Genomic DNA, 21,853 nt, shown 5'->3' with positions numbered 1-21,853 from the left:
TCGAACGGCGCCCGTCCGAGGGTTGGACCGGAAGGAGACCGCTATGCGTGCCGAGAACCACGACAAATCGCCCAAAGGTGAGTTCCCAGACCACCATCGGACCACGCGTACCCACGCGGGCGAGGCGATCGAGGACACCAAGAATTGGCCGGGAATCGTCCTGGTCGGCCTCGGCATCGTCCTCGTCGCGCTGACGCTCACCGCCGCGGGCTATGGCTACGAGGGCTGGGCGGTGGTCGCGGGCATCGCCGCGGTGCTGAGCATCGTCGTCGGCGCGGCCATGGTCTTCGCCGAGCACAAGCGCGTCCAGAAGAAGCAGAGCGGCGCGCTCTACGACGACCGCGGGCATTGATCGCACCACCTCACCGACGGGGTGCGCGGAAGGAAACACGATGACATTCAACGGAACTCGACTGCTCGGCCGGAGCTCGATCGCGGTGGCGGGACTGGTGATCGCCGGTTCGCTCGTCGCGGGATGCGGCGGCGACGGCGACACCCCTCTGGTGCCTGCCACCCCCACCGAGGGCAGCGTCTCGCTGACCATCCCGTCACCGACCAGCGCCGAGGTGCCGAATCCCGACGAGGTGACACCGGCCGCGGCCGCGCAGCTGTGCGACATGATGCGCGCGGAGGTCGGCAACTGGAAAGAGCAGGGTGCGGTCGTCGGCCGGGTCAGCTTCAACGCCACCGTGCACAACTGGGCGATACGCAACGGAGGGCTCAACGACGCGGTGATCGCCGATCAGACCATCATCGACACCGCGACCATCCAGCAGTGCCCCGACGTGCGTCAGCAGGTGATGGAGGCGCTGGACATCGATGATCTCGCCTCCGGCCTCGCCGGTTTCTGAACCGCCCCGAAACAGGAGTTCCGATGAGAATGCGTAGTTTAGCCGTCGCGGCGCTGGCATCGACCGCGGTGTTCGCGGTGGGCTGTGCGGAAGCCGAGAAAGCCGTGAACAAGGGCGGCGACACGCCGTGCAACGAGTTCGTCGAGCAGGACGCGGACAAGCAGCGAACCACCGTCACGAAGTTCCTGGAACAGGAGCGCAGCGGTCAGGAGGCGCCGGACGACCAGATGGTCGACGCCGCCATCGCCTCGATCGAATTGATGTGCACCGCGCAGGCCAATCCGGACACGCCCATCCGGAAAGCAGATCTGACCGGCATTTTCGTTCCGAAGTGAGCCGGGACATGACGGGATCACGCACCGCCGCTCACGAGAAGCTCGCCCGGTCAGCGCCGGGTTTCGGGCCGAGTCGATGGGCTATCTCCCGACTATGACCTCCCTGTGGTTGAACGACGCCCAAGTACCGGCGCGGCTGCGGCTCACGCCCGGATCGCGCTACGACACCGTCGTGATCGGCGCGGGGATCACCGGTCTCGTGACGGCGCTACTGTTGGCCCAGAACGGCATTCAGGTCGCGGTGGTCGAGGGCAGGCGCGTCGGGGTCGGGACGACCGGGGGCACGACCGGAAAGATCAGTCTGCTCCAGGGAACTCGCGCGCAGCACATCGCCGGACGCCACGGCATCGGCGTCTTGGCGGAGTACCTCGCCGCGAATCGCGACGGGCAGGACTGGCTGTTGCGGTTCTGCGAAGAGCACGGGATCGCGTATCAGCACAGCGCGGCGGTCACCTACGCCCAGTCCGAAAGCGAAAGGCAGGCTGTACGAGCCGAATTCGATGCGACGAGGGCAGCGGGACTGCCGACCGAGCTGGTCGACGAGCTCGACACGCCGTTCCCGGCCTACGGCGGGGTTCGGCTCGTCGAGCAGGCACAGATCGATCCGATGACCGTGCTGGCCGCGCTCGCCGCCGAGGTCGAGGCGCACACCGCCCCGATCTACGAATCGACTCGCGCGCAAGGGGTGCGCGGCGAGGACGGCAGGCTGGTCGTCCAGACCGAACACGGCGACCTGACCGCGGACAAGGTCGTGCTGGCCACCGGGACCCCGATTCTGGACCGCGGCGGGTTCTTCGCGCGACTCACGGCCGAGCGTTCGTATCTCGCGGCGTTCCGTACGCCGGAGCCGGTCCCGCACGATATGTACATCAGCGCGGGACAGCCCATCCGCTCGGTGCGCTACCACCCGACACCCGAGGGCGATCTGCTGCTGGTGGGCGGCAGCGGGCACGCGGTCGGGCGGACCGACGCCGCGGCCGCGCACGCCGACGAACTGCTGGACTGGACCGCCACGTGGTTCCCCGGTGCGGAAGTGCTGCACCGCTGGTCCGCCCAGGACTATCACCCGGTGGGCGAATTGCCCTACGTCGGTCCGTTGCTGCCGGGCCGGGACGACATCCTGGTCGCCACCGGTTACGCCAAATGGGGCCTGACCAACGGCGTGGCCGCCGCGCTCGCGCTGGAGGGCAGGCTCAACGGCAAGCCGCCGCCTTGGTCCACCACGTTCGCCACCTGGCAGCCCGCCGAACTGCGTTCGCTGCTCTCCGGCGCACGAGCGAACACCGCCGTTGTCCAACAGCTCTCGACGGGATGGCTGCACATGATCGGCGGCGGCAAGGCCGCCGTACCCGAGGAGGGCTGCGGCCGCGTCGAGCGCCGCGGGCTGGTTCCTTCGGGGATCTGCACCGTCGACGGTGTCACCACCGAGGTCTCGGCCATCTGCCCGCACCTGTACGGCATCCTGCGGTGGAACGACGCGGAACGGTCCTGGGACTGCCCGCTGCACGGCTCGCGTTTCGCGCCGGACGGCACGGTGCTGGAGGGGCCCGCCACCAAGCCGCTCGCGCGCCGCGCGGTGCTGCGCGAGGACATGTAGCGCCACCCGCGGGGTCACGAAGTAAGCGTCGGCGGGTCGATCGAGCAGTTGCGCGAGAGTCCGTTCGAAGATTCCGTGCCGGGCCTCACCAGGGTGCGAGCACCACGACGTAAGCGGCGGACTCTCCGCACCCCCGGACCCGCCCCAGGCATCGTGAGATGCTGCTGACATGGTGTTCGACGAGCAACAACGAGCGCGCATTCGGGAAGCCCTGATCGCCGCTGCGGAAACCGACGTGCGCATCACCGCGGCCGCAGTCACCGGATCGGTGGCCCTCGGCCGCGAAGACCGCTGGTCCGATATCGATCTTGCGTTCCGGCTGTCCGCCGACGCCGACGAAACCGACGTTGTCGCCGACTGGACTCGGCGCATGTACGACGACTTCGATGTCGTCGACCATCTCGACGTTTTTCGAGGCAGGACCCGCTTCCGGGTGTTCCTGCGCGCCGACAGCCTGCAGATAGATCTCGCTTTCTGGGCCACCGAACTCGAATTCGGCACGCTGCCGGCATTTCACCTCGTCTATGGTGACGGCGGTCCTCATCCGGCCCGCCCGAATCCCGACGCCGCGCAGGTCATCGGCACCGGCTGGTTGTATGCCCTGCACGCTCGATCGTCCCTGGCGCGCGGTCGAATCTGGCAGGCCCAGCACATGCTCGACGGGCTACGCGAGCAGGTGCTCGTTCTCGCGTGCCTGCGGAACCACACCAACCCGGTGCAAGCCCGCGGTCACGACGATCTGCCCGCCGAACTGCTCACCGACCTGCAGACCACCCTTGTCACCGGCCTCGACCCGGCACGGCTGCACGCCGCCTTCGACGCATTGGTCCGCGCCTTGCTCACAGAGACCGCCCACGTCGATCCAGAACGTGCGCAACGCATTACGCCGAGCCTCGATCTCATGCGCAGGTAAGGAATGGGGTAGGCTCAGCCGAAAATCGGCTTGTAGCTCGCCGGGTGGGTGTGACCGTGAACCTCCTGGTAGGTCGCGACCGCGTGTGCGCATCCCTCCCGCCAGAGGTGTACCAGTGACTGCACTGTCTGTTCAGGCAGACCCAGCGACGGAAGCCGACGTGCCAGAGTGCTTTCCGCGAACTGCCAACGCTCGCGCAGCTCTTCGGCGCGCCTGGCGGCCAGCAGCGGCAGGCGCGGGGTGCGGTCCTCGGTGTAGGGGTCGACCATGGTCTCGGCCGCGACGGGAAGGTGGCGTGTCAAAGCATCGACGATATCGTTCGCGAAACCGGTGCGCACGCCACTGCGCAGCGCCAGCATGCCGAAATTGACATGGCGAGACTCGTCGCGCGCCACACCCATCAGACCTGTGTGCAGGGCTGCGAGGGCCGGGAACTCGCGAGTCATGCGCAGGAGAGCATGCAGTCCGGTCATGGCGACCGTGCCCTCGACCAGCAGGTGGTACACGACGACCGCTTCATACCAGCTGGGTATGTCGCCTGGATGCGACCGGACACGGTCGGTGACGCGAGCGAGAGCCTCATCGAACAATGTGCCCGCCCGATACGCGGAAATATCGGAATCGGTGGTCAGGTCGTTGTCACACAGTGCGGCGAGGTATTTGCGGAAGAACAACGCGTGCCGGGCTTCGTCGGCGATCTGCGTCGACAGATACAAGCGGTACTCGGCGACCGGGGCCGCGTACGCGATCGGGGCCAGGGTTTCGGTGACCGCCATTTCCCCCTCGGAGAACCGGGCCATCGCCGCGATCGCGGCCACCCGGAAATATCGGTTCATCGAACGCCACGCGCTGATGTCGCCAGCGATGTCGAGGTGCTGGATCTGCCAATGCTGGGCCTCCCAGCGGTCGTAGAGGTCGAGCACCGACACCCGGTCGGCACCACCGTGTTCGAGATCGGCCATAACCGCCGCGTCGTTCATCAGATGCTCTCCCACGACGAGCTCACACGCAGTCTTCGACTCGATCACCACAACCTCCAGTCAGCTAGCTGTGCACCTGGTTGCGCAGACGGTCGTCGATGAGCATCTGTAACGCTCGCTGGTCCAGCTTTCCGCTCGGCAACTGCGGCAAGCGTTCGGCGAACACGATCCTGCCGGGCCGCATGTAATCCGGTAGCAGCTGCGCGATGTGGCGACGCAGCTGAAGATCCGTCACCGAGCAGCCGGTACGGAGCACCACCGTGCAGACGATCGTGTCGCCGAACCCGAGCACGTCGCTGACCGCGACCGCGGCCTGCGACACCGCAGGATGCGCACAGACGGCGTGCACGATCTCACCCGGCTCCACCCGATAGCCGCGCACCTTGAGGAAACCGCCACGGCGCGCGACGAACTCGTAGGCTCCACCGCCGATGTCGCGCACCAGATCACCGGTGCGGTAGCTGCGCTCGGCGGTGTCCGCGCCGACGAACCGGTCCTGGGTCAGCGCCGGATCCCCGCAGTAACCGGCGGCCAGTCCGGCACCGCTGATCCATAGTTCACCGATTCCGTCGTCGGCACGTTCGGGTACCCGCAGACGGACGTGCGGCAGCGCACGACCGATCACAGAGCGGCGCTCGTGGTCGAGGTCGTGCGCGGTGACCCGATGACCGGCCGAATACACCGTCGCCTCGGTGGGGCCGTAGAGGTTCCAGATCTCGAGCCCGCCGGTGGCCACGGCTGCCGCGAACGGACGCAGTGACCCGAAATCGAGTCTTTCTCCAGCGATCAGCATCCGTCGCAGCCGCGGCGGTATCCCGCGGGCTTCCACCTGGTTGCCCAGCATCCGCACGGCGGTCGGGGTCTGGCACAGCACACTGATCTCGTACCGGTCGAGCAGTGACCAGGCGTGGCCAGCGTCGACCTGCGCACGCCGTGGCAAGACCACCAGTTCCGCCCCGACAGTCAGCGACCGCCACATCTCCCACATCGAGACGTCGAAGCTGAAGGAGTGAAACCCGGCCCAGACGTCGGCCGGCCCAGACGAGTCCCACTGCGCCGCACCCGAAAGCAGCGCCAGCAGGCCGCGCTGGGTCACCTCCACCCCCTTGGGCACCCCGGTCGAGCCCGAAGTGAACAGCACATACGCAAGCCGTGACGGCGCTGTGGACTCCTCGCGGCTCGGATCGGGTGCTCGCTCGCCCACGTGGGTAAGCGCGACATCTCCGGTAGACATCGCGGCGGCACCGGCGTCGTCGACCACCGCATGTCTCGCACCGCAGGTGCGGGCGATGATGGCCAATCTGGTTGCTGGACTGCCGGGTTCGACAGGCGTCGGCGTGGCTCCCGCGGCGACGATCGCCAGAGTCGCCACCACCGCGTCGGCGCCGCGGTCAGCGCAGACCAGCACCGGCTCTGAATTACCGATACCGCGTGCCCGCAGCACCGCGGCCAGTCGCCCGCAGGCGTCGGCCAGCTCGGCGTAGGTGTAGCCGCGGTCGCTGTCCCGTAATGCGGTGCGGCGGTGGAACTGTCGCGCTGTCGCGGTGAACAGCCGCCACAGCGAGGTCACGGCACGACCCTGAGCGCGAGTTCCTCGACCGTCGGCGCTTCGAACACATCGGCCAAACCGATCTCTACACCGAACGTGTCGTAGATCCGCGAGATCAAACGGATCGCCATCAGCGAGTGCCCGCCCGAGGCGAAGAAGTTGTCCTGCACGCCCACCTCGTCGAGCCCGAGCACCTCGGCGAACAGCAGCCGCACTCGCTCGATGGTCGCGCTGTCGGCAGGCGTACCAGCCGGGGCGGTGACCGTTGCGGTGACACCACCGCTGGCCGTGTTCGCGTCGGGGAGCGGTGCCGAGACGGTGCTCTCGCGCAGGGCGAGCGCGCCGAGGACCGTGCGCTCGTCGGCGACGAAATCACCGAGCATGGTAGCGAAATCGACCGCCATCTGTGTGATGCGCGGCCGATCGAACAAACCTGCGTCGTAGACCCAGTACAGCACCAGGTCGTCGTGGCCTTCCCGGGCATGCAGTTCCAGGTCGAACCGCGCGCGGTTGTCGAGTCCTTCGACCGCCACGGCGTCGAGCCCGGTCGGCATCGGTGGCGGCGACACCCCCTGATGAGCGAACAGCACCTGAAACAGCGGGTTGCGATCCAAGCGCCTGCTCGGCGCGACAGCCTCGACCACCCGGTCGAAGGGGACATCCTGATGCCGGTACGCCTCGAGCGTGGTGTCTCGAACCTGGCCCAGATACTCTCCGCACGTCGCCGCCGGATCTACCGTCAGCCGCAGCGCCAGCGTGTTCACGAAGAACCCGACGACCGGCTCCCACTCGGCGCGCGTACGCCCCGCGACGGGAGAACCGACGACGATGTCGTGTTCGGAACTGTAGCGCGACAACAGAATCCCGAACACACCCAGCAGACTCATATACAGCGTCGCCCCGTGTGCCCCGCCCACGCGCCGCAACCCGGCAAGTGTCGCCGCGTCCACCACGGTGCGGAGCACACCGGCCGTGGGGGCTTGGCCGTTGTGCCGGGGCCGATCCAGCGGAAGGGCGATCCCGTCGGGGACACCCTGCAACCGCTGGGTCCAATAGGCGAGTCCCGCTGTGGGCACACTGTGATGCTGGGTGCGCGCGAAGTCGCTGTAGCGCACGGGAATCGGCGGCAGATCGGCGGCGATCGCGACGCGTGCCGCACTGTAGAACGCCGCGAGTTCACGCCACAGGATCGCCTGCGACCAGCCGTCGGAGGCGATGTGGTGGACGGTGAGGAGCGCAACGTGGTCGCGCTCGCCCAGCCGCAGCAACCGCGCGCGCAGCAGCAACCCACCGGTGAGATCGAACGGCTGCTCCCATTCGTCGCGTAACGCGGCCTGGAGCCGCTTGTCGACATCCGCGGCGGACAGCGCACTGAGATCATCGACCGGCAACTCGACCTCTTGCACCGCTACGACCTGCTGCATCGGGACGCCGTCCACGAGCTCGAAACGGGTCCGCAGACTCGGATGCCGCTCGACCAGCGCCTGCAACGCGACACGCAGTGCGGCAACGTCGAGTTCGCCCCGTAGGCGATACGCCTCCGGAATGTGGTATTCACAGCTGTCACCGTGCAGCTGGTGCAGAATCCACAGTCGTTGCTGGCCAAAGGACACTGGCTCGAACACGCGTCGACCCCCGGTCGTCGGTCGAGGGACTTCACCCCCGGCACCGTCTTCTCCGCCACTATAGGCGAATGCGAACTGAAATGTCTTGTGCCTCATCACGATTTGCCGAGGCCGTCGTCATCGGACACGGGCTCGCCGGAGCCGTTGCCGCCAGGACTTTGCACGATGTCGGCCTCGATGTCCTGGTCGTCGACGCCGGAACCCCGATCTCGGCTACACCCGCCACGCATGTGCGCAACCTGGACATGTGCCGCACCGACACCGCGCTGCGCGCAGACCTGGTGCGCACGCTGTTGCGGCCGGTTTCCTTCCCGCCCGCACGATCGGTCGAGGCCGCGTCGCCACCGGTCATGCCCGACGGCAACGGCATCAACACGGTCCAACGCCGCGACCGCAACATGACTGCCGCTCGCACCACGAGCGCCTTCGGCGGCATGGGGATCCTGTGGAACTGCTTCGCCCCCCGGCCCGACCCGTGCCTGGAACAATGGCACGGCATCGACATGCGCGAATGGGAACTCCTCTACACCTGCGCAGAAGAACTCCTCGCCGTCGGCGCCGATCTCGCCACCGGTTCACGCCGGCACGAATTCGTCCTGAACACCCTGCGCGACAACAGATTTCCCGCCGCTCGCCACGCCCCGATCGCCGCCAGCGCCGTCGACGGCCGAATCCACTGGACCGGCCCCGCCGACATCATCGACCACGCACCGATCACCGTGCGGCATGCCACCGTACGCCGCCTGGACCTGCGCGGCGGCCGCGTGCGCGGGGCACAGCTTCTCGATTCGCGCACCGGGGTGGTCTCCACCCTGGAAGCTGACATCTTCGTCGTCGCGGCCGGCGCGATCCGCACCCCCGCCCTGCTGTGGGCCTCGGGCATGCGCGACCCGGATTCGGCCCTCGGACGCTATCTCACGGACCACCCCCTCGCCTTCGCGCAGGTCGTCCTCGACCCGGACATGCGCGAAGACGGGTTCGGCGCGTGCGTGGAAGTGCCCGTCGACCACGACCATCCCTTCCACCGCCTCGTCGTCTCCGACGGCCACGACTCGCCGATGCTGGAGGGCCGCATCGACGATCGCCTCATCCTGTCCCTGTACTGGTACACCAGCAGCGAGCCGCGATTTGACAACCGAATCGTCTTCGACAGCGCCGCAACCGATTCCACCGGCCTGCCCCAACCGACCTTCGACTACACCCTCACCCACGACGACCGCGCTCGTCACCGCGCCGCTCTCGACGACCTGCGCGCCACCGCGGCACTTCTCGGCACGACCGTGCCCACCAGTCCCCCACAACTGACCAGCCCCGGCGCCTCCATGCACCTCATGGGCACCACCCGCATGTCCATCACCGAAACCGACGGCGTCACAGATTCTTTCGGGCGGGTCTGGGGCGCCGACAACCTCTACGTGGCCGGGACCGGACTGATTCCCGTCGCCACCGCCGCCAACCCGACTCTCACCGCGTGCGCTCTCGCCGTACGCACCGCACAGGCCATTGCGCACGGCACACACGCCCAGTAACGTCGCAACCATGGGGGCCACATCCAGCGCCAACGAACTCACCGAGCAGACCGACCCACTCTGCATCGCCGACGAAACCGCCGCCGACCTGCTGCGCGACGCGCCCTGGCGGCGAGTCGCGATCGTCGGTGACAGCACCGCCGAAGGGGTCGGCGAACCCTATCCCGGCTACCGCACCATCGCCTGGCCCGACCGGCTGATGGCCGCCCTGCACACCGCAGTCGGCGAGGTCGCCTACCTCAACACCGGCAAAATGGGCGCCACCAGCCGCCAGGTGCTCGACCACCAACTCGAACCTGTCCTCACATTCGAGCCCGACCTGGCCCTGATCGGCTGCGGCGGCAACGACCTATGGGTCGCCCGCCCCGACTACGCCGCCACCGAGGACAACCTCGACCGCCTCTTCTCCGCCATCACCGGCACCGGCGCCCGCACCCTCACCTCCACCCTCGATGACGACATCAAAGACCCTCAGCTGCAACCCTTCCGTGTGCGCCTGCAAACCTTCAACGACATCATCCGCCGCATCGCCGACCGCTACGACGCCATCCTGCTCGACCTCGACGGCCACCCCATCCGCCAGCGCACCAACCTCGTCAGCAGCGACAACATCCACTACACCATGGCCGGCCATGCCGTCGTCGCGACCGAGATCATCAAGACTCTCGCTACCGCCATCCCCCGATCCCAGGGATAACCCGGCCTACGAAGAAGGCTCTCACCGTCGCACCATGGTGGCGGATCCGCGGAAAATGCGAAACCCGGGACACCGCTACAGCTCGCGGCCGCGTTCGACCGCGCAGAACTCGACCAGCTCATCGAAGGAGCTGGCGAAGACCACCTCCATCGATGGGCGGAAACCCCACGTGAGTTCGATGCGGTTGGCCAGCATGGTGGCCTTCAGCGAGTTGCCGCCCAGTTCGAGGAAGCGGTCCGTGTCGGCGATCTCGGCGAGTTCGAGCAGTTCCAGCCAGAATTCGGCCAGCACGGTTCTGATGTCGTCGTCGAGGGTTGTCTCACTCATGGGGCTCCTCCCACAGCACGGGACACACATCGGGATCCGTGTAGTCAGGGTTGCCGGATTCGTCTGTCCGGCACAGGAAGTCGTTCAGGTGTGACTGTCGGTTGCCGTGGTCGTCGACGGTCGGCACGTACCGGTTGGTGGCGTCCTGCATGTGCAGGGCCAATGCCGCGCGCGGCCGGTCGGAGGAGTTGGGCAGGCTGCCATGGATGGTGCGGCAATGATGGAAGCTGACCTGGCCGAGTTCCATGAGCAGGCGGACAGGCACCAATTCCGCACCGTCACTGGCGATTCGCGCGGTAATGGCGTCGAGGTCCCACTCGTGGAAGAACTCCAGACGATCGTTTCGGTGCCAGCGGTGGCTGCGGTCGATCACTGTCATCGGGCCCATATCGGCGGTGACCGTCTGGAACGGGATCCATGCCGAGATCATCTCGCGCGACGAGCAGGTCTTCCAATAGGCGATGTCGGTGTGCCAGCCGACAGTGGAGACTTCGTGGCTCACCTGCGGAGGTTTGTTGATGAGCTGGTCGTGGAACAAGCGCACCGAGGGGGTGCGAGCCAAGCGGGCCGCAGTGGCCGCGATCATCGGGTGATGCACCAGGGTCCATAGCTGTTCGATCTGCAGCGAGACGTAGTCGTTCTGCCGCAATATGTTTCCGCGCTGTTCGGTCCAGTCGGTGCCGGCTTCGAACGGCAGGACCGCGTCGCGTTCGCCGCTGTAGTAGCGTTCGGCGCCGAACCAGGCCTCATCGATCTCCTCGGCCGACAGCAGCTTCGGTGAGATCCACCAACCGTGTTCCTCGTAGTGGGCGATGTCGGCCTCGGATGGAAGCAGCGCCAGGCGGTCGTCTGCTGGCATCGTCATGTCATCACTCCTGAGGGATGCCCCATGGGACTCAAGGCGTCGGCGGGGCTGATATCGATGATCGTGTGCAGTGCCGGTGGGCGCGGCGGTGCATGGTCGCCGGGCGGATCTGCCTCCTCGATCCATGACTCCAGCTCCGCGATCGGCGTCTCCGCGGACTCACACAGCGCCGTCAGCGTCCCCAGATAGGCGCTGGTGAATTCCGCCAACTCAGCGGCGCCGAGCAGGTCCGGGACACCGAAACCGGTCACCGTCAGGTGATCTCGCGTCTCTCGCACGAAGAAGGTCAGATCCGACGCGGTCGCTGCCGGGATACGGCGGTCGTGCTCGAGGTACATTCCGGTCACCGTGCATCCGGCCAGGGCCAGCGACTCCATGGGGTAGCGGTCCATCAGGAACGTCGCATGCGGGATACCGGTCTTCCACCCCAGCTCGTGGCGCAGCCCGGCCAGCACGCGCGCGAACGGCAACCGCTGATGGTCGAGCGCGCTCACCGTCCTGCTCGCGGTGCGGAACAGGCACTCGGCCAGCGACGGGTCACCGGTCAGGTCGACGTCGAGCAGCAGCCCGTTGTAATGCGCGCCCAGCGCCTGCGACGCGGCCAGCGATGGGCGATTGGCCGCCAACGTGCCGATCACCGGCCGCAGCTGCCCGGGGGAGCGCTGCCCCAGCACCACCCCGAATGCTGTCAGCAACAGCGCATACATCGACACATTGCCGCTGCGTGCCAGGCTGCGCAGCTCGGCGACCACCGGCTTCGGAATCGTGCGCACGCACCGCACCAGGTTCATGGCCGGGCGGTGATCCACCGGGGTGCTCGCCCAGCGGGGTGTCGTGTCCGCGAGATGCTCTATCCACCAGTCGCGTTCGGCGGTCGCGGCGTCACTGTGCAGCCAGTCCTGCTGGGCCGCAGCCACTGCCAGGCAATCGGCGACATCGCGCCCGAGGTCAGATGCCGTACCCGACAGTCGGCACCGATACGCCTTCGACAGCGCGACGCTGAGCAGCTGCATCGACCAGCCGTCCGCGGCGATGTGATGCAGCGTCACCAGCAGCACATGCGTGTACGTGTCGAGTGCGAGCAGCATCACCCGTATCGGGATCGCGCGCGCGAGATCGAAGCTCGACTCGCGTTCGCGCCACATCAGATCCGCGGCCTCGGCCAAATCCGCCACCGGCACGACCGTCAGCTCGAATGGTGCCGCATCGCACACGACCACGACCGGAACGCCGCCTCGTTCGGGATACATGGTGCGCAGACTCGACTGTGCGGCAATCACATCGGTTAACGCGTCTCGCAGCGCCACCGCGTTCAGTGGTCCTTCGATCAGCAGCGCGTAGCTCAGGTTGAGTGCGGCGGCGTCGACCCGCGCATCCAGGTGCCACAGCTGCTCCTGGATGACCGTCAACGCCGCATCCTGCGGTTGCGCTGTCATGACCGCACGGCGTAGAGGAAGTGCACCGGTGTCCCGGCGTGCAGCGCATCCTGTTGCACGCTCACCTGGAAACCGTTGCCGGACAACAGATCACGTGCCCGATCTACCTGTCCGTCGAGGTCGTGGATTTCGACGACGACCTGCTCGATCTTGGGCCAGTGCTCGGGCCCCAGCCCGTGCAGCACATCCAGTTCGGCCTTCTGCACGTCGATCTTCAGCAGAGCGATGTGCTCGGTGCCCGTGTCGGCGATCACCTGCCCCAGCGTGCGCAGCTCGCAGGGGTAGGTGGTGGCACGGACGCGTTCGTCGAGGTATTCGGCCGATTCGGCAAGCAGTGCGTTGCCCGGATCGTTCTCCAGCTCACCGAGATTGCGGAGGATGCCCGACAGCAGCGCCCGCTCCTGACCCGGATCCGGATGCAACGACGACATGCCTGTGAGGTTCGGGTAGAAGGTCAGTTCACCCGTGCCCGCCCGGCTCGCGAGCCCGAACGGGAACAACCGCACACCCGCAAGCCCTTTCGTGTTCGCGCGCAACACATCGAACAGCGGCGGACACGGCTCGAACGCGAACACCTCGAGCCCCGGCGACTGCTCCAGCGCATGCAGGGTGAACAGGCCGATGTGCGCACCGACGTCGAACACGCGCCCCGAGTCGGGATAGCGGATCCCGCCGCGGTCGTAGGTGCGCCGCTGCGACACATCCAGATACAGGTACAGGGTTTCGGCCGGTTGCAGCGCCATCACCGTGCGACCGTTCGGCAACTCGATCGGTGTCGCCGAATGGTCCTGCTCCGCGGCGGCCTCGCTGGTCACCACACTGGCCGCCGGGGTGATACCACGCAGCGCGTCGATATCGGCGGCGAGCGCGGCGACGGTGGTGCCGCGCAGCAGCGTCCGCAACGGCAGCGCGACCGAATAGAGCTCGTTGAGCTGGGCCACCACCTGGATCCCGACTCGGGAGTGTCCACCCAGTTCGATGAAGTTGTCGTCCGGGCCGACCGATTCCATGCCCAGCGCCGCCGCCCACACCTTGGCGACGTTCTCCTGCGTATCACCTTGCAGCAGACCACCTCTGGTCGATTCGCGCGGCGGCGCGGCCAGCGCACGCCGATCGACCTTGCCGGTCGCGGTGGTGGGTAGTCCGGTGGTGAACACGATTCCCGAGGTCGCCGGAACCATATGCCCGGGAAGCTCTTCCAGCAGCAACTCCCGCACCCGCGCCGGATCCGGATGGTCTTCCTCACCGATCAGATACGCCGACAACTGCCTGCCCAGGCCCTCGTACTCGTGTACCGTCACTGCCGCGCGCCGGATGCCGGGGATGCGCAGCAGGTAGGTCTCGATATCGGCCAGCTCGATTCGATACCCGCGGATCTTCACCTGATCGTCACGGCGGCCCAGGAACTCGATCGTGCCGTCGGGCAGAAACCGTGCCATGTCACCGGACTTGTACATGACAGTGCCGTCCCCGAGAAACGGGTCGGGCAGGAAACTGCGCGCGCTCTGGTCTTCGTCGAGGTAGCCCTGCGCGGGAGCGAGACCACCGATATGGATCTCCCCCGGCGCCCCCGCCGCGACCGGATGCGCGTGCGCGTCCAGGATGTAGATGCGGGCGTTGGCGATCGGTGTGCCGATCGGCGGCAACTCCGGCCACCGCGTGCTGGGTCCCTCGAGCAGATGGCCTGTGGCGACATGGGTTTCGGTGGGCCCGTACTGATTGTCGAGGCGGCAGTCGAGCCGGTGGAACAACCGGCGGATCGGCATGGAGATCTGCAACTGCTCCCCCGCCACGATCACCTCGTCCAGGCAGGCCAATGACCGCTGGGTCAGGTTCGCTGCCACCGCCATCTGATCGAGCGCGACCGCCGGCAGGAACACCCGCGTCACCGCGTAATGTTCGATCACCTCCGGTAGCACGGACACGTCGTCGCGCATCTCGTCGGACGCCACCAGCAGACAGCCACCGAATGCCCAGGTCGCGAAGATCTCCTGGAACGACACGTCGAACCCGATCGAGGTGCGCTGCAATGTCACCCGCCCCGCCGGATCGATCCCCCGCGCGCGCTGCCACAACACCAGGTTCACCAGCGTCCGATGCCGCAGCGCCACCCCCTTGGGGCGGCCGGTCGAGCCGGAAGTGAAGTTCAGATAGATCACGTCCGAGGGCCGCACCTCCACGGCAGGGGTGGTGGCGGGTGCGCGGTCGATGACCTCGGTGTCGGTGTCCAAGCACACCAGCGCGATCGCGTCCCCGTCGAACAGGCCGGTCAGTGTGGATTCGGTGACCGCGACCGTCATCGCGGAATCCTCGACGACCACCCGGTTACGTGCTTCGGGGAAGGTCGGCACGATCGGCACCACTGCGGCACCGGCCTTGAGGATTCCCAGTGTCGCGATGAGCATGTCGTGCGTGGCCGGCACACACAACCCCACCCTCGTGCCGACCTCGACACCGAGTCCGCGCAGATGATGCGCGAGACGGTTCGCCCGCTCGTTCACCTGCCGATATGTCAATGTCAACGCACCGAAGATCAGTGCGGGTGCGTCCGCGAACTTCTCGACGGCCTCCTCCACCAGGTGATGCGCGCACCGCGGGTCGGCTTGCCCGACAGGTCCCCCCGACCACTGCTCGACGATCACGGCACGTTCGTCCGCGGTCAGGTAGTCGAGGGTGTCGATGCACCAGTCGGAATGGCTGAGTCCGTCGGCCGTGAACACAGCCAGATGGCGGCCGAAACGTTCGACGGTGGCACTGTCCACGACATTGGCGTTGTACTCCAACTCGACCGGCAACCCGGTCCCGGCGTGGACGGTGACGTCGTTGCGTTCGTCATCGCCCGCATCGGGCCCGGTGCAAATCAGCACGGGGTACAAGGGATTTCGGTTGGTGACCTCGCTCATGCCGAGCGCTTCCAACAGCGCGCTCGCCGACCAGTCCGGTCGCGCGGCGCTCTGCTCGACCGAGTCGCGCAACGCCGCGCGCAGCTCGGCGAAGGACATGCGCGGATGCACCTGCACCAGGACCGGAATCACGGCATCGCGTGCGCCGGTGTGGACGCCGACGACGATGGGCCGGGGTTCGTCGGTGCCGTGGTAGCGGTAGAGCACCCCGGCGACGGCGGTCAGCAGCAGCTCCAGCCGGGTCGCCGGATCATCGAACAGTCCCGCGAGCGGCTCCGGCACCGCCGCTTGGATGCGTTGACTCTTGCGCCGGTACACCCCGGAGCGGCGCTTGAACAACGGCAGACCCGACTCCGGGTAGCGGATGGCGAAACGATTCGTCCACCAGGGCAGGTCGTTGTGGAAGGTATCCGAGATCGTTTTCGTCACGGGCGCTGTGCCTTTCCATCGGGCCACAGGATCGGGCAGACATCGGGGTCGGCGTAATCGGGATCACCGGTCGCGTCCTTGCGGCAGAGCAGGTCGTTGACATGGACGGTCCTTCTCCCCGACGAATCTACGTGCGGCACAAACTGATTCGTCGCATCCTGGAAGTGCACCGCCAGTGCGAGCCGGTCTCGGTCGCTGCGGTTGGGTTCGGAGCCGTGGATGGTGCGGCAGTGATGGAAGCTGACCTGACCGCGTCTGAGCTGCAGCCGGATTCGCTCGAGCGACACCCCCACCTCGCTGAGCGAATCCTCCAGCTTGTCGCGGTCCTGTTCACCGAACGTGCGCATCCACTCGGTATCCAGACGGCGGTGACTGCGGTCGAGGAACGACAACGCGCCGATCTCGGCGTCGCAGTCCTGGAACGGAATCCACGCGGTGAGCATGTCTCGCGATGAACAGGTCTGCCAGTAGGCGATATCGGTGTGCCAGCCGACCGCCGACTCGGCCGGGTCCAAGCCCGCCGGTTTGCAGATCAGCTGATCGTGGAACAGCCGCACACTCGGCGTGCGCGCCAGTTGCGCCGCGATCGCCGCGATCGGCGTGAACTCCACCAGCGCCCGGATGTCGTCGTTCTGCAACGACACATAATCGTTGAGCCGCAGCACATTTCCCTGCTCCGGTCGCCAGTCCAGGTACCCGCCGGTGATCAGCAGCGGATGATCACGTTCCCCGACGTAATGGCGTTCGGCGCCCATCACCGCGGTATCGAGCACCTCCTCGGGGATGATCACCGGCGAGACCCACCAGCCGTGCTCGGCGTAGAACGCGATATCGGACGCGGCCGGCAGGTCCTGGGTGGTGTCGTCCACCGCGCCGGTGACCTTCGAGGTCATCTGTCCTCCTGTGGCCGGGATTCCATGACGGTGATCGGCGCGCCGAAGGGCACGTTCGGATACACGTTGAGCTCTTGGGCGATGCGCACATGCAGCAGTCGCGGTCCGTCCTCGCCCCACAGCCACGCCAGCGCGGACTCCACCTCACCCGGCTCGCCGATCGTGCGCGCCGCCATCCCGTAGGCGGCGGCGACGCGCGCGAAATCCGGTGCGTCGTACCCCTCGACGGTGGACGGGTAGCGGCCCGCGAAGGCCTGCTCCTGCAGTTGACGCACCGATCCGTGACAGCCGTTGTCGACCACCACGATCTTGACCGGCAGCCGGTACCGCACCACGGTCTGCAGTTCCTGAATGTTGAACTGGAACGCGCCGTCACCGGCGATCAGCACCACCGGGCGACCCGTGGTGCAGGCCACGCCGATCGCGGCGGGGAACGCCCACCCGCACGGTCCCAACCCCAGCGCCGGCAAGAACCGTTGACCGGCGCGGGGCTGGATCGACTGACACGTCCACCACAGGTGCTGGCCCTCGTCGACCACGAACGCCCCGGCCTCCGCCGACACCGACGATAGCTGCCGCACGAGAACATTCGGATTGATCCCCGCGCAGCCAGCCAATTCCTCGGTGTCGGGGTACCTGCGGCGGAGGGCGTCGATGCGGCCGATCCACTCCGCGCGGCCCGGGAAGGCGCGCTGACGGGCGAGGAACACCGCCACGTCCAGGAATTCACCCAGATCCGCCACGATAGTGCGCGCTGTGCGCACCCGCTGCATCTCCCCGGCATCACGGTCGACCTGGAACACCGTCTGGGCCCTGGTGATCGCACCGACATCGGCGCCGAGGGTGCCGAAATCGAGTTTGCTGCCCAGTACCAGCAGGAAATCGGCGTCACCGACCGCGGTATTGACCCACCGATTGCCGTACATGCCGATCATGCCCAGCCGTAGCGGGTCACCGGCAGGCAGCACGTCGAGCGCGGTGATCGATGCCGCCACCGGAGCGCCCAGCACGCGCAGCAACTCCCGGCACGCCCGCACCGCTCGGGCGGCGTGAATACCGCCGCCCAGCAACACGAGTGGACGCTCGGCGGCGGTGAACGCATCCAGCAGGCCAGCGACCGCGTCCGCGTCGGCGAACGGCTCACCCGCCGCCTCGGCGATACGGTCGAACCGCGCCTGCCGAGACACCGGCTGGGTCTGCAGATCCGCGGGCAACTCGATCAACACCGGCCCGGGCCTGCCCTCGACGGCCAGCGCGTGGGCCCCGTCCAGCAGCGCCGGGATCTCCTCGGCGGTCTTGGCCCGCCACGATGCCTTGGTGACCGGTTCGGCCATGGCGACGATGTCACATTCCTGAAACCCATACTGCCGCACCGGCCGAGCGCCCTTGAGCAGATAACTCTGCACCTGCCCCACCAGGAAGAGCACGGGCACCGAATCGAGGTAGGCCGATGCCACCGCGGTGAGCATATTGGTGGCGCCCGGCCCCGCGGTCGCCAACGCGACCGCGGGGGTGCCGTTGTAGCGGGCCTCACCATCGGCGGCGAAGGCCACCGCCTGTTCGTGGTGCAGGGTGACGATGCGGGTGCGGCCGCTGCGATGCACCGCATCCAGCAGCGCCGCGATCATGCCGCCCGGCAGCGTGTACAGGTGGTCGATGTCGTGATCGCACAGCCACTGTGCGACGTGATCGCTGACGGTCTGTTCCCCGGTCAGCGCAGAGGTACTGATCATGGGTGGTGGTCCCCGCCTTCGGATCTCAGAACGACGATCGCGCTGGCCACGATTGCAGTTCGGGCAGGCAGTGGCGCACGAAGCAGTCCAGGCTCCGCGCGCCCTCCTCCTCCGGGATGCCGTGGAAGATCGCAAGCACCCCTTGCAGATCAAGGCGCTTCTTGTAATCGGCCAGCTTCTCCAACACCTGGTCGGGGGTGCCGTAGACGACGGTCGCGGGTGTACTGCCCGCAGCGGGTCCGGCGGTGCTGGCGCGCATGACCCGGTAGTACTCGTACCCCTTGACTGTCCCGAATTCCGGCTTCGCCATGCCGTAGTGGTCGACGGCCACCGCATGCGCGGCGCGATCGTATTTCGCGGCCAGCTCGAGAGCGCGATCCTCGTCCTCGTCGACGACGACGGTCGCCGACAACAGCGGCTGCGGCGGCTCGCTGCCCTGCCCGTGCGCCTCCTGCCAAGCATCGCAGTAGCGTTCGTGATCGAGCTGAATCAGCTCGAGTGGCTTGACGATTATGTACATCGCACCGAGCCCGAGCCGCGCCATCAGCGGACCCGACTGCGGGGACACCGTAGCCGAGAACACCCGGCCACCGAACGAGCCGCGCGGACGCGGCCGCAACTCCCGGCGCGGCTGACGCACCGTCGGTCCGCCCTCCACGATCCCGGTCTCGAGGCCGTGCAGCAGAATCTGCGCGTACTCGTTGAACCGGGCGCGCGATTGCTCCATTGGCACCCGCAGGCCCTCGTACTCGTCCTGCCCGAGACCTCGCCCCAGGCCCAGGACCAGCCGTCCGCCGCTGAGATGATCGGCCAGGATCACCTGCTCGGTGAGCCGCACCGGGTCGTGCCACGGCAGCACCAGCACAGCGGTGCCCAATTGAATTGTGCGAGTGCGACTTCCAATGTAGGTCAACATCTGCAACGGGTCCGGGACCAGCCCGTAGTTACTGAAGTGGTGCTCGGTCAGCCACACCGAGTCGAATCCCGAATCCTCCGCTCGCACGCAGAATTCGAGCTCACGTTCGATGAATTCGCCGTCCGGAAGGTCGGAGCGGTGTTGGAAAGCAGCCTCGTAGCCGACATGCACGACTTGTCCCCCGTCGTATCGACGTGGCGCGCCGTCCGGGCGTCACCGCAGGCCACGCTACCACACACACCACCGGCGATGAACCGCTGAGTTGACCAATCACCTTCTGGCACAATGCAATTACGTAGAACAGTATCCAGATAGCAATCCGCGCAACAGGATACGGAAACTCATGTTCTCGCAGTACGGATCAGATCCGCGGCGCGTTCGGCGATCATGATCACTGGTGCGCTCGTGTTGCCGCGCACGATCGAGGGCATGACCGACGCATCGACGACCCGTAGCGCTCGAACCCCATACACCCGCAGGCTCGCATCGACCACCGCATCGGGCCCGCGACCCATCGCGCATGTGCCGACGGGATGGTAGAGAGTCTGCGTCCAGGCCCGCACATGCGCGGCCAGCCCCGCCTCCTCCCCCGGCGCGTCGGTTCCGGGCAGGTAAGGGCTGTGCAGATAACGTGCGAAGCTCGGATGCCCGGCGATGTCGAGGGCCCGGCGGCATCCAGCGAGCATCGCCGACAGGTCTCGCGGATCGGCGAAATAGTCCGGTTGCAGCGTCGGATGCGCGCGCGGATCGGCGCTGCGCAACGACAACCGCCCCCGGCTATGTACCTCCACCAGCGTAACCCCGGCGGTCACCATCGGCGCCTCATGTGGACGTAACCCGTTGTCGAAGAATGCCGTTGGCGTCACATGGACCTGAATATCGGGCGGTCCGGCGGAATTCGCCGTGTTCAGGAAGGCGCCGGCTTCAGCGATGTTGGAAGCCAGCGGCCCGGTGCCGCCGGCATGCCAGCGCAGCACATTGCGCGGCGTGGCCAGATCCAGCCGAAGATCGGTGGTCCCGGTGGACCGCCACACCAGCGGCGTGATCGGATGATCGTGCAGATTGGCGCCCACACCCGGCAACGCCACCGCGACCTCGATCCCGGCCGCGCGCAGCTGCTCAGGCGCGCCGATCCCCGACAGCATCAACAGCTGCGGCGACCCGATCGCCCCACACGCCACGATCACCTCCGAGTCTGCCCGCACCATGTGCTCCCTCCCCTCACACAGGTAGCGCACACCGACCGCTCGTGACCGCAGCAGGACAACGGAACTGGCGAGCACACCGGTGCGGATCCGCAGATTCGGCCGATCGGCGGCCGCGGCGAGGTAGCCGTCGGCGACCGACCAGCGCCGCCCCTCCCGGCACGTCACTTGATACAACCCCGCCCCGAGCTGGTCGGTGCCGTTGAAGTCGTCGTTGCGAACCAGCCCGGCCTCGACCGCCGCCTCCACCCACGCCAGGCTCAGGTCGTGGGTGTAGCGGCGATCCTCGACGTACTGCGGGCCGTCGGTCCCGTGGAACCGGTCACGGCGCGACAGATTGGTTTCCGCGCGAAGGAAATACGGCAGCACCGAGGCGTAGTCCCAGCCCTCGGCGCCGAACTCGGCATACCAGCGGTCGTAGTCGGCGCGGTTGCCGCGAATGTAGATCATCGCATTCATCGCCGAACAGCCACCAAGACCCCGCATCCGCGGCCAGAACAACCGCCGCCGGTCCAGGTGGCGTTGGGCGCTGGTGTGGTACTGCCAGTCCAACGGCGTGTTGAACAACGACGTGAACGCCGCGGGCATCCGCGATTCGGGCGCGATCACCGCATCGCCCGCCTCGAGCAGCAGCACCGACACCGATGCGTCCGCGCTCAGCCGGTGTGCCAGCACGCATCCCGCGGTGCCGCCACCAACGATCACATAGTCGAACGAATCACGTTGGTGCATAACCTGTTCCATCCATGCGGTGCTGCCGGTCCATGGACCGGCCGCGTCGTCGTCCCGTATCGTCGGGTGGCATGACCGAACCCACGAAGGATCCGATCCACGACACCGTCCATCGGATCATCCGCAGACTCGCCCCCGGGCAGATCGACGGTCCGATCGGGCAGGCGGATCTGGTCGACGAGCTCGGCTTCCACTCCCTGGCCCTGCTCGAGCTCGCTGTCGCCATCGAAGACGAGCTCGGCCTGCCACCGATGAACGAAGCTGACGCACAGGACATCCGTACGGTCGACGACGTCGAAGCCTATGTCCGTGCCGCAGTGGAGAACTCGGCCGCCTGA

19 protein-coding genes are annotated in these 21,853 nt (G+C 67.1%); 8 read left to right on the top strand and 11 right to left on the bottom strand.

Annotation, left to right across the window (positions count from 1 at the left end; genetic code table 11):
• Positions 1-43 precede the first annotated feature (43 nt).
• The 5 genes from AC3ERS_RS09310 to AC3ERS_RS09290 all read left to right on the top strand — a co-directional run bounded on the left by AC3ERS_RS09310 (position 44) and on the right by AC3ERS_RS09290 (position 3,696).
• Positions 44-352 (top strand): hypothetical protein, encoded by a 309-nt coding sequence (locus AC3ERS_RS09310; RefSeq protein ID WP_431965573.1) that lies wholly within the window; start codon positions 44-46, stop codon positions 350-352.
• 40 nt (positions 353-392) lie between these two features.
• Positions 393-851, top strand: a complete 459-nt coding sequence (locus AC3ERS_RS09305; RefSeq protein ID WP_431965571.1) for a hypothetical protein — start codon at positions 393-395, stop codon at positions 849-851.
• Positions 852-874: 23 nt separating this feature from the next.
• Positions 875-1,186, top strand: coding sequence for a hypothetical protein (locus AC3ERS_RS09300; protein ID WP_431965569.1), 312 nt, complete (start codon positions 875-877; stop codon positions 1,184-1,186).
• A gap of 94 nt (positions 1,187-1,280) precedes the next feature.
• Positions 1,281-2,783, top strand: coding sequence for an FAD-dependent oxidoreductase (locus AC3ERS_RS09295; RefSeq protein WP_431965567.1), 1,503 nt, complete (start codon positions 1,281-1,283; stop codon positions 2,781-2,783).
• A 169-nt stretch (positions 2,784-2,952) separates the two neighbouring features.
• Positions 2,953-3,696, top strand: a complete 744-nt coding sequence (locus AC3ERS_RS09290) for a hypothetical protein (RefSeq protein WP_431965565.1) — start codon at positions 2,953-2,955, stop codon at positions 3,694-3,696.
• 14 nt (positions 3,697-3,710) lie between these two features.
• Here the strand turns inward: AC3ERS_RS09290 and AC3ERS_RS09285 are convergent, their stop codons facing one another.
• From AC3ERS_RS09285 to AC3ERS_RS09275, 3 genes are all read right to left on the bottom strand, one after another.
• Positions 3,711-4,676 (bottom strand): ribonucleotide-diphosphate reductase subunit beta, encoded by a 966-nt coding sequence (locus AC3ERS_RS09285; protein ID WP_488186839.1) that lies wholly within the window; start codon positions 4,674-4,676, stop codon positions 3,711-3,713.
• A gap of 64 nt (positions 4,677-4,740) precedes the next feature.
• Entirely contained in the window at positions 4,741-6,246 is a 1,506-nt protein-coding gene (locus AC3ERS_RS09280; protein ID WP_431965561.1) for an amino acid adenylation domain-containing protein, read from the bottom strand.
• Positions 6,243-7,850 (bottom strand): condensation domain-containing protein, encoded by a 1,608-nt coding sequence (locus tag AC3ERS_RS09275; RefSeq protein ID WP_431965559.1) that lies wholly within the window; start codon positions 7,848-7,850, stop codon positions 6,243-6,245. The genes AC3ERS_RS09280 and AC3ERS_RS09275 overlap by 4 nt, the downstream gene beginning before the upstream one ends.
• Positions 7,851-7,918: 68 nt before the next feature.
• On the opposite strand from AC3ERS_RS09275, the gene AC3ERS_RS09270 reads away from it, so the two are divergent.
• A complete protein-coding gene (locus AC3ERS_RS09270; protein WP_431965557.1) occupies positions 7,919-9,379 on the top strand; it encodes a GMC oxidoreductase in 1,461 nt (486 codons plus the stop codon).
• A 10-nt stretch (positions 9,380-9,389) separates the two neighbouring features.
• On the top strand, positions 9,390-10,076 hold the full coding sequence (locus tag AC3ERS_RS09265; protein WP_431965555.1) for an SGNH/GDSL hydrolase family protein: 687 nt from the start codon (positions 9,390-9,392) through the stop codon (positions 10,074-10,076).
• Between the two features lie 75 nt (positions 10,077-10,151).
• On the opposite strand, the gene AC3ERS_RS09260 is transcribed toward AC3ERS_RS09265, so the two are convergent.
• The 8 genes from AC3ERS_RS09260 to AC3ERS_RS09225 form a co-directional block, all read right to left on the bottom strand.
• Positions 10,152-10,403, bottom strand: coding sequence for a phosphopantetheine-binding protein (locus AC3ERS_RS09260; protein ID WP_431965553.1), 252 nt, complete (start codon positions 10,401-10,403; stop codon positions 10,152-10,154).
• Positions 10,396-11,268 (bottom strand): phytanoyl-CoA dioxygenase family protein, encoded by an 873-nt coding sequence (locus tag AC3ERS_RS09255; RefSeq protein ID WP_431965551.1) that lies wholly within the window; start codon positions 11,266-11,268, stop codon positions 10,396-10,398. Before AC3ERS_RS09255 ends, AC3ERS_RS09260 begins: the two co-directional genes overlap by 8 nt.
• Positions 11,265-12,704 (bottom strand): condensation domain-containing protein, encoded by a 1,440-nt coding sequence (locus tag AC3ERS_RS09250; protein WP_431965548.1) that lies wholly within the window; start codon positions 12,702-12,704, stop codon positions 11,265-11,267. Before AC3ERS_RS09250 ends, AC3ERS_RS09255 begins: the two co-directional genes overlap by 4 nt.
• Positions 12,701-16,036 (bottom strand): non-ribosomal peptide synthetase, encoded by a 3,336-nt coding sequence (locus tag AC3ERS_RS09245; protein ID WP_431965546.1) that lies wholly within the window; start codon positions 16,034-16,036, stop codon positions 12,701-12,703. Before AC3ERS_RS09245 ends, AC3ERS_RS09250 begins: the two co-directional genes overlap by 4 nt.
• Complete coding sequence (locus AC3ERS_RS09240) at positions 16,033-16,929, bottom strand: phytanoyl-CoA dioxygenase family protein (RefSeq protein WP_431965544.1); 897 nt, start codon at positions 16,927-16,929, stop codon at positions 16,033-16,035. The genes AC3ERS_RS09245 and AC3ERS_RS09240 overlap by 4 nt, the downstream gene beginning before the upstream one ends.
• Positions 16,926-18,662, bottom strand: coding sequence for a thiamine pyrophosphate-binding protein (locus AC3ERS_RS09235; protein WP_431965542.1), 1,737 nt, complete (start codon positions 18,660-18,662; stop codon positions 16,926-16,928). Before AC3ERS_RS09235 ends, AC3ERS_RS09240 begins: the two co-directional genes overlap by 4 nt.
• 25 nt (positions 18,663-18,687) lie before the next feature.
• On the bottom strand, positions 18,688-19,749 hold the full coding sequence (locus tag AC3ERS_RS09230; RefSeq protein ID WP_431965540.1) for an LLM class flavin-dependent oxidoreductase: 1,062 nt from the start codon (positions 19,747-19,749) through the stop codon (positions 18,688-18,690).
• A 170-nt stretch (positions 19,750-19,919) separates the two neighbouring features.
• Positions 19,920-21,515 (bottom strand): GMC family oxidoreductase, encoded by a 1,596-nt coding sequence (locus tag AC3ERS_RS09225; RefSeq protein WP_431965538.1) that lies wholly within the window; start codon positions 21,513-21,515, stop codon positions 19,920-19,922.
• A 71-nt stretch (positions 21,516-21,586) separates the two neighbouring features.
• On the opposite strand from AC3ERS_RS09225, the gene AC3ERS_RS09220 reads away from it, so the two are divergent.
• Positions 21,587-21,853 carry an acyl carrier protein gene (locus AC3ERS_RS09220; RefSeq protein ID WP_431965536.1) on the top strand — a complete coding sequence of 89 codons (267 nt, stop codon included), beginning with the start codon at positions 21,587-21,589 and terminating at the stop codon, positions 21,851-21,853.

The organism is Nocardia sp. bgisy134 (assembly GCF_057708325.1).
Note: the sequence above shows the minus strand (reverse complement) of the source record. Positions and strands in the feature narration are given on the sequence as shown.

Bases quoted from the DNA above. Each gene is read 5' to 3' on its own strand.
- AC3ERS_RS09220 (WP_431965536.1), top strand. From the start codon at position 21,587: ATGACCGAACCCACGAAGGATCCGATCCACGACACCGTCCATCGGATC.
- AC3ERS_RS09255 (WP_431965551.1), bottom strand. From the start codon at position 11,268: ATGACGATGCCAGCAGACGACCGCCTGGCGCTGCTTCCATCCGAGGCC.
- AC3ERS_RS09295 (WP_431965567.1), top strand. From the start codon at position 1,281: ATGACCTCCCTGTGGTTGAACGACGCCCAAGTACCGGCGCGGCTGCGG.
- AC3ERS_RS09270 (WP_431965557.1), top strand. From the start codon at position 7,919: ATGCGAACTGAAATGTCTTGTGCCTCATCACGATTTGCCGAGGCCGTC.
- AC3ERS_RS09240 (WP_431965544.1), bottom strand. From the start codon at position 16,929: ATGACCTCGAAGGTCACCGGCGCGGTGGACGACACCACCCAGGACCTG.
- AC3ERS_RS09290 (WP_431965565.1), top strand. From the start codon at position 2,953: ATGGTGTTCGACGAGCAACAACGAGCGCGCATTCGGGAAGCCCTGATC.
- AC3ERS_RS09250 (WP_431965548.1), bottom strand. From the start codon at position 12,704: ATGACAGCGCAACCGCAGGATGCGGCGTTGACGGTCATCCAGGAGCAG.
- AC3ERS_RS09285 (WP_488186839.1), bottom strand. From the start codon at position 4,676: ATGAACGACGCGGCGGTTATGGCCGATCTCGAACACGGTGGTGCCGAC.
- AC3ERS_RS09265 (WP_431965555.1), top strand. From the start codon at position 9,390: ATGGGGGCCACATCCAGCGCCAACGAACTCACCGAGCAGACCGACCCA.
- AC3ERS_RS09225 (WP_431965538.1), bottom strand. From the start codon at position 21,515: ATGCACCAACGTGATTCGTTCGACTATGTGATCGTTGGTGGCGGCACC.
- AC3ERS_RS09310 (WP_431965573.1), top strand. From the start codon at position 44: ATGCGTGCCGAGAACCACGACAAATCGCCCAAAGGTGAGTTCCCAGAC.
- AC3ERS_RS09300 (WP_431965569.1), top strand. From the start codon at position 875: ATGAGAATGCGTAGTTTAGCCGTCGCGGCGCTGGCATCGACCGCGGTG.
- AC3ERS_RS09260 (WP_431965553.1), bottom strand. From the start codon at position 10,403: ATGAGTGAGACAACCCTCGACGACGACATCAGAACCGTGCTGGCCGAA.
- AC3ERS_RS09305 (WP_431965571.1), top strand. From the start codon at position 393: ATGACATTCAACGGAACTCGACTGCTCGGCCGGAGCTCGATCGCGGTG.
- AC3ERS_RS09235 (WP_431965542.1), bottom strand. From the start codon at position 18,662: ATGATCAGTACCTCTGCGCTGACCGGGGAACAGACCGTCAGCGATCAC.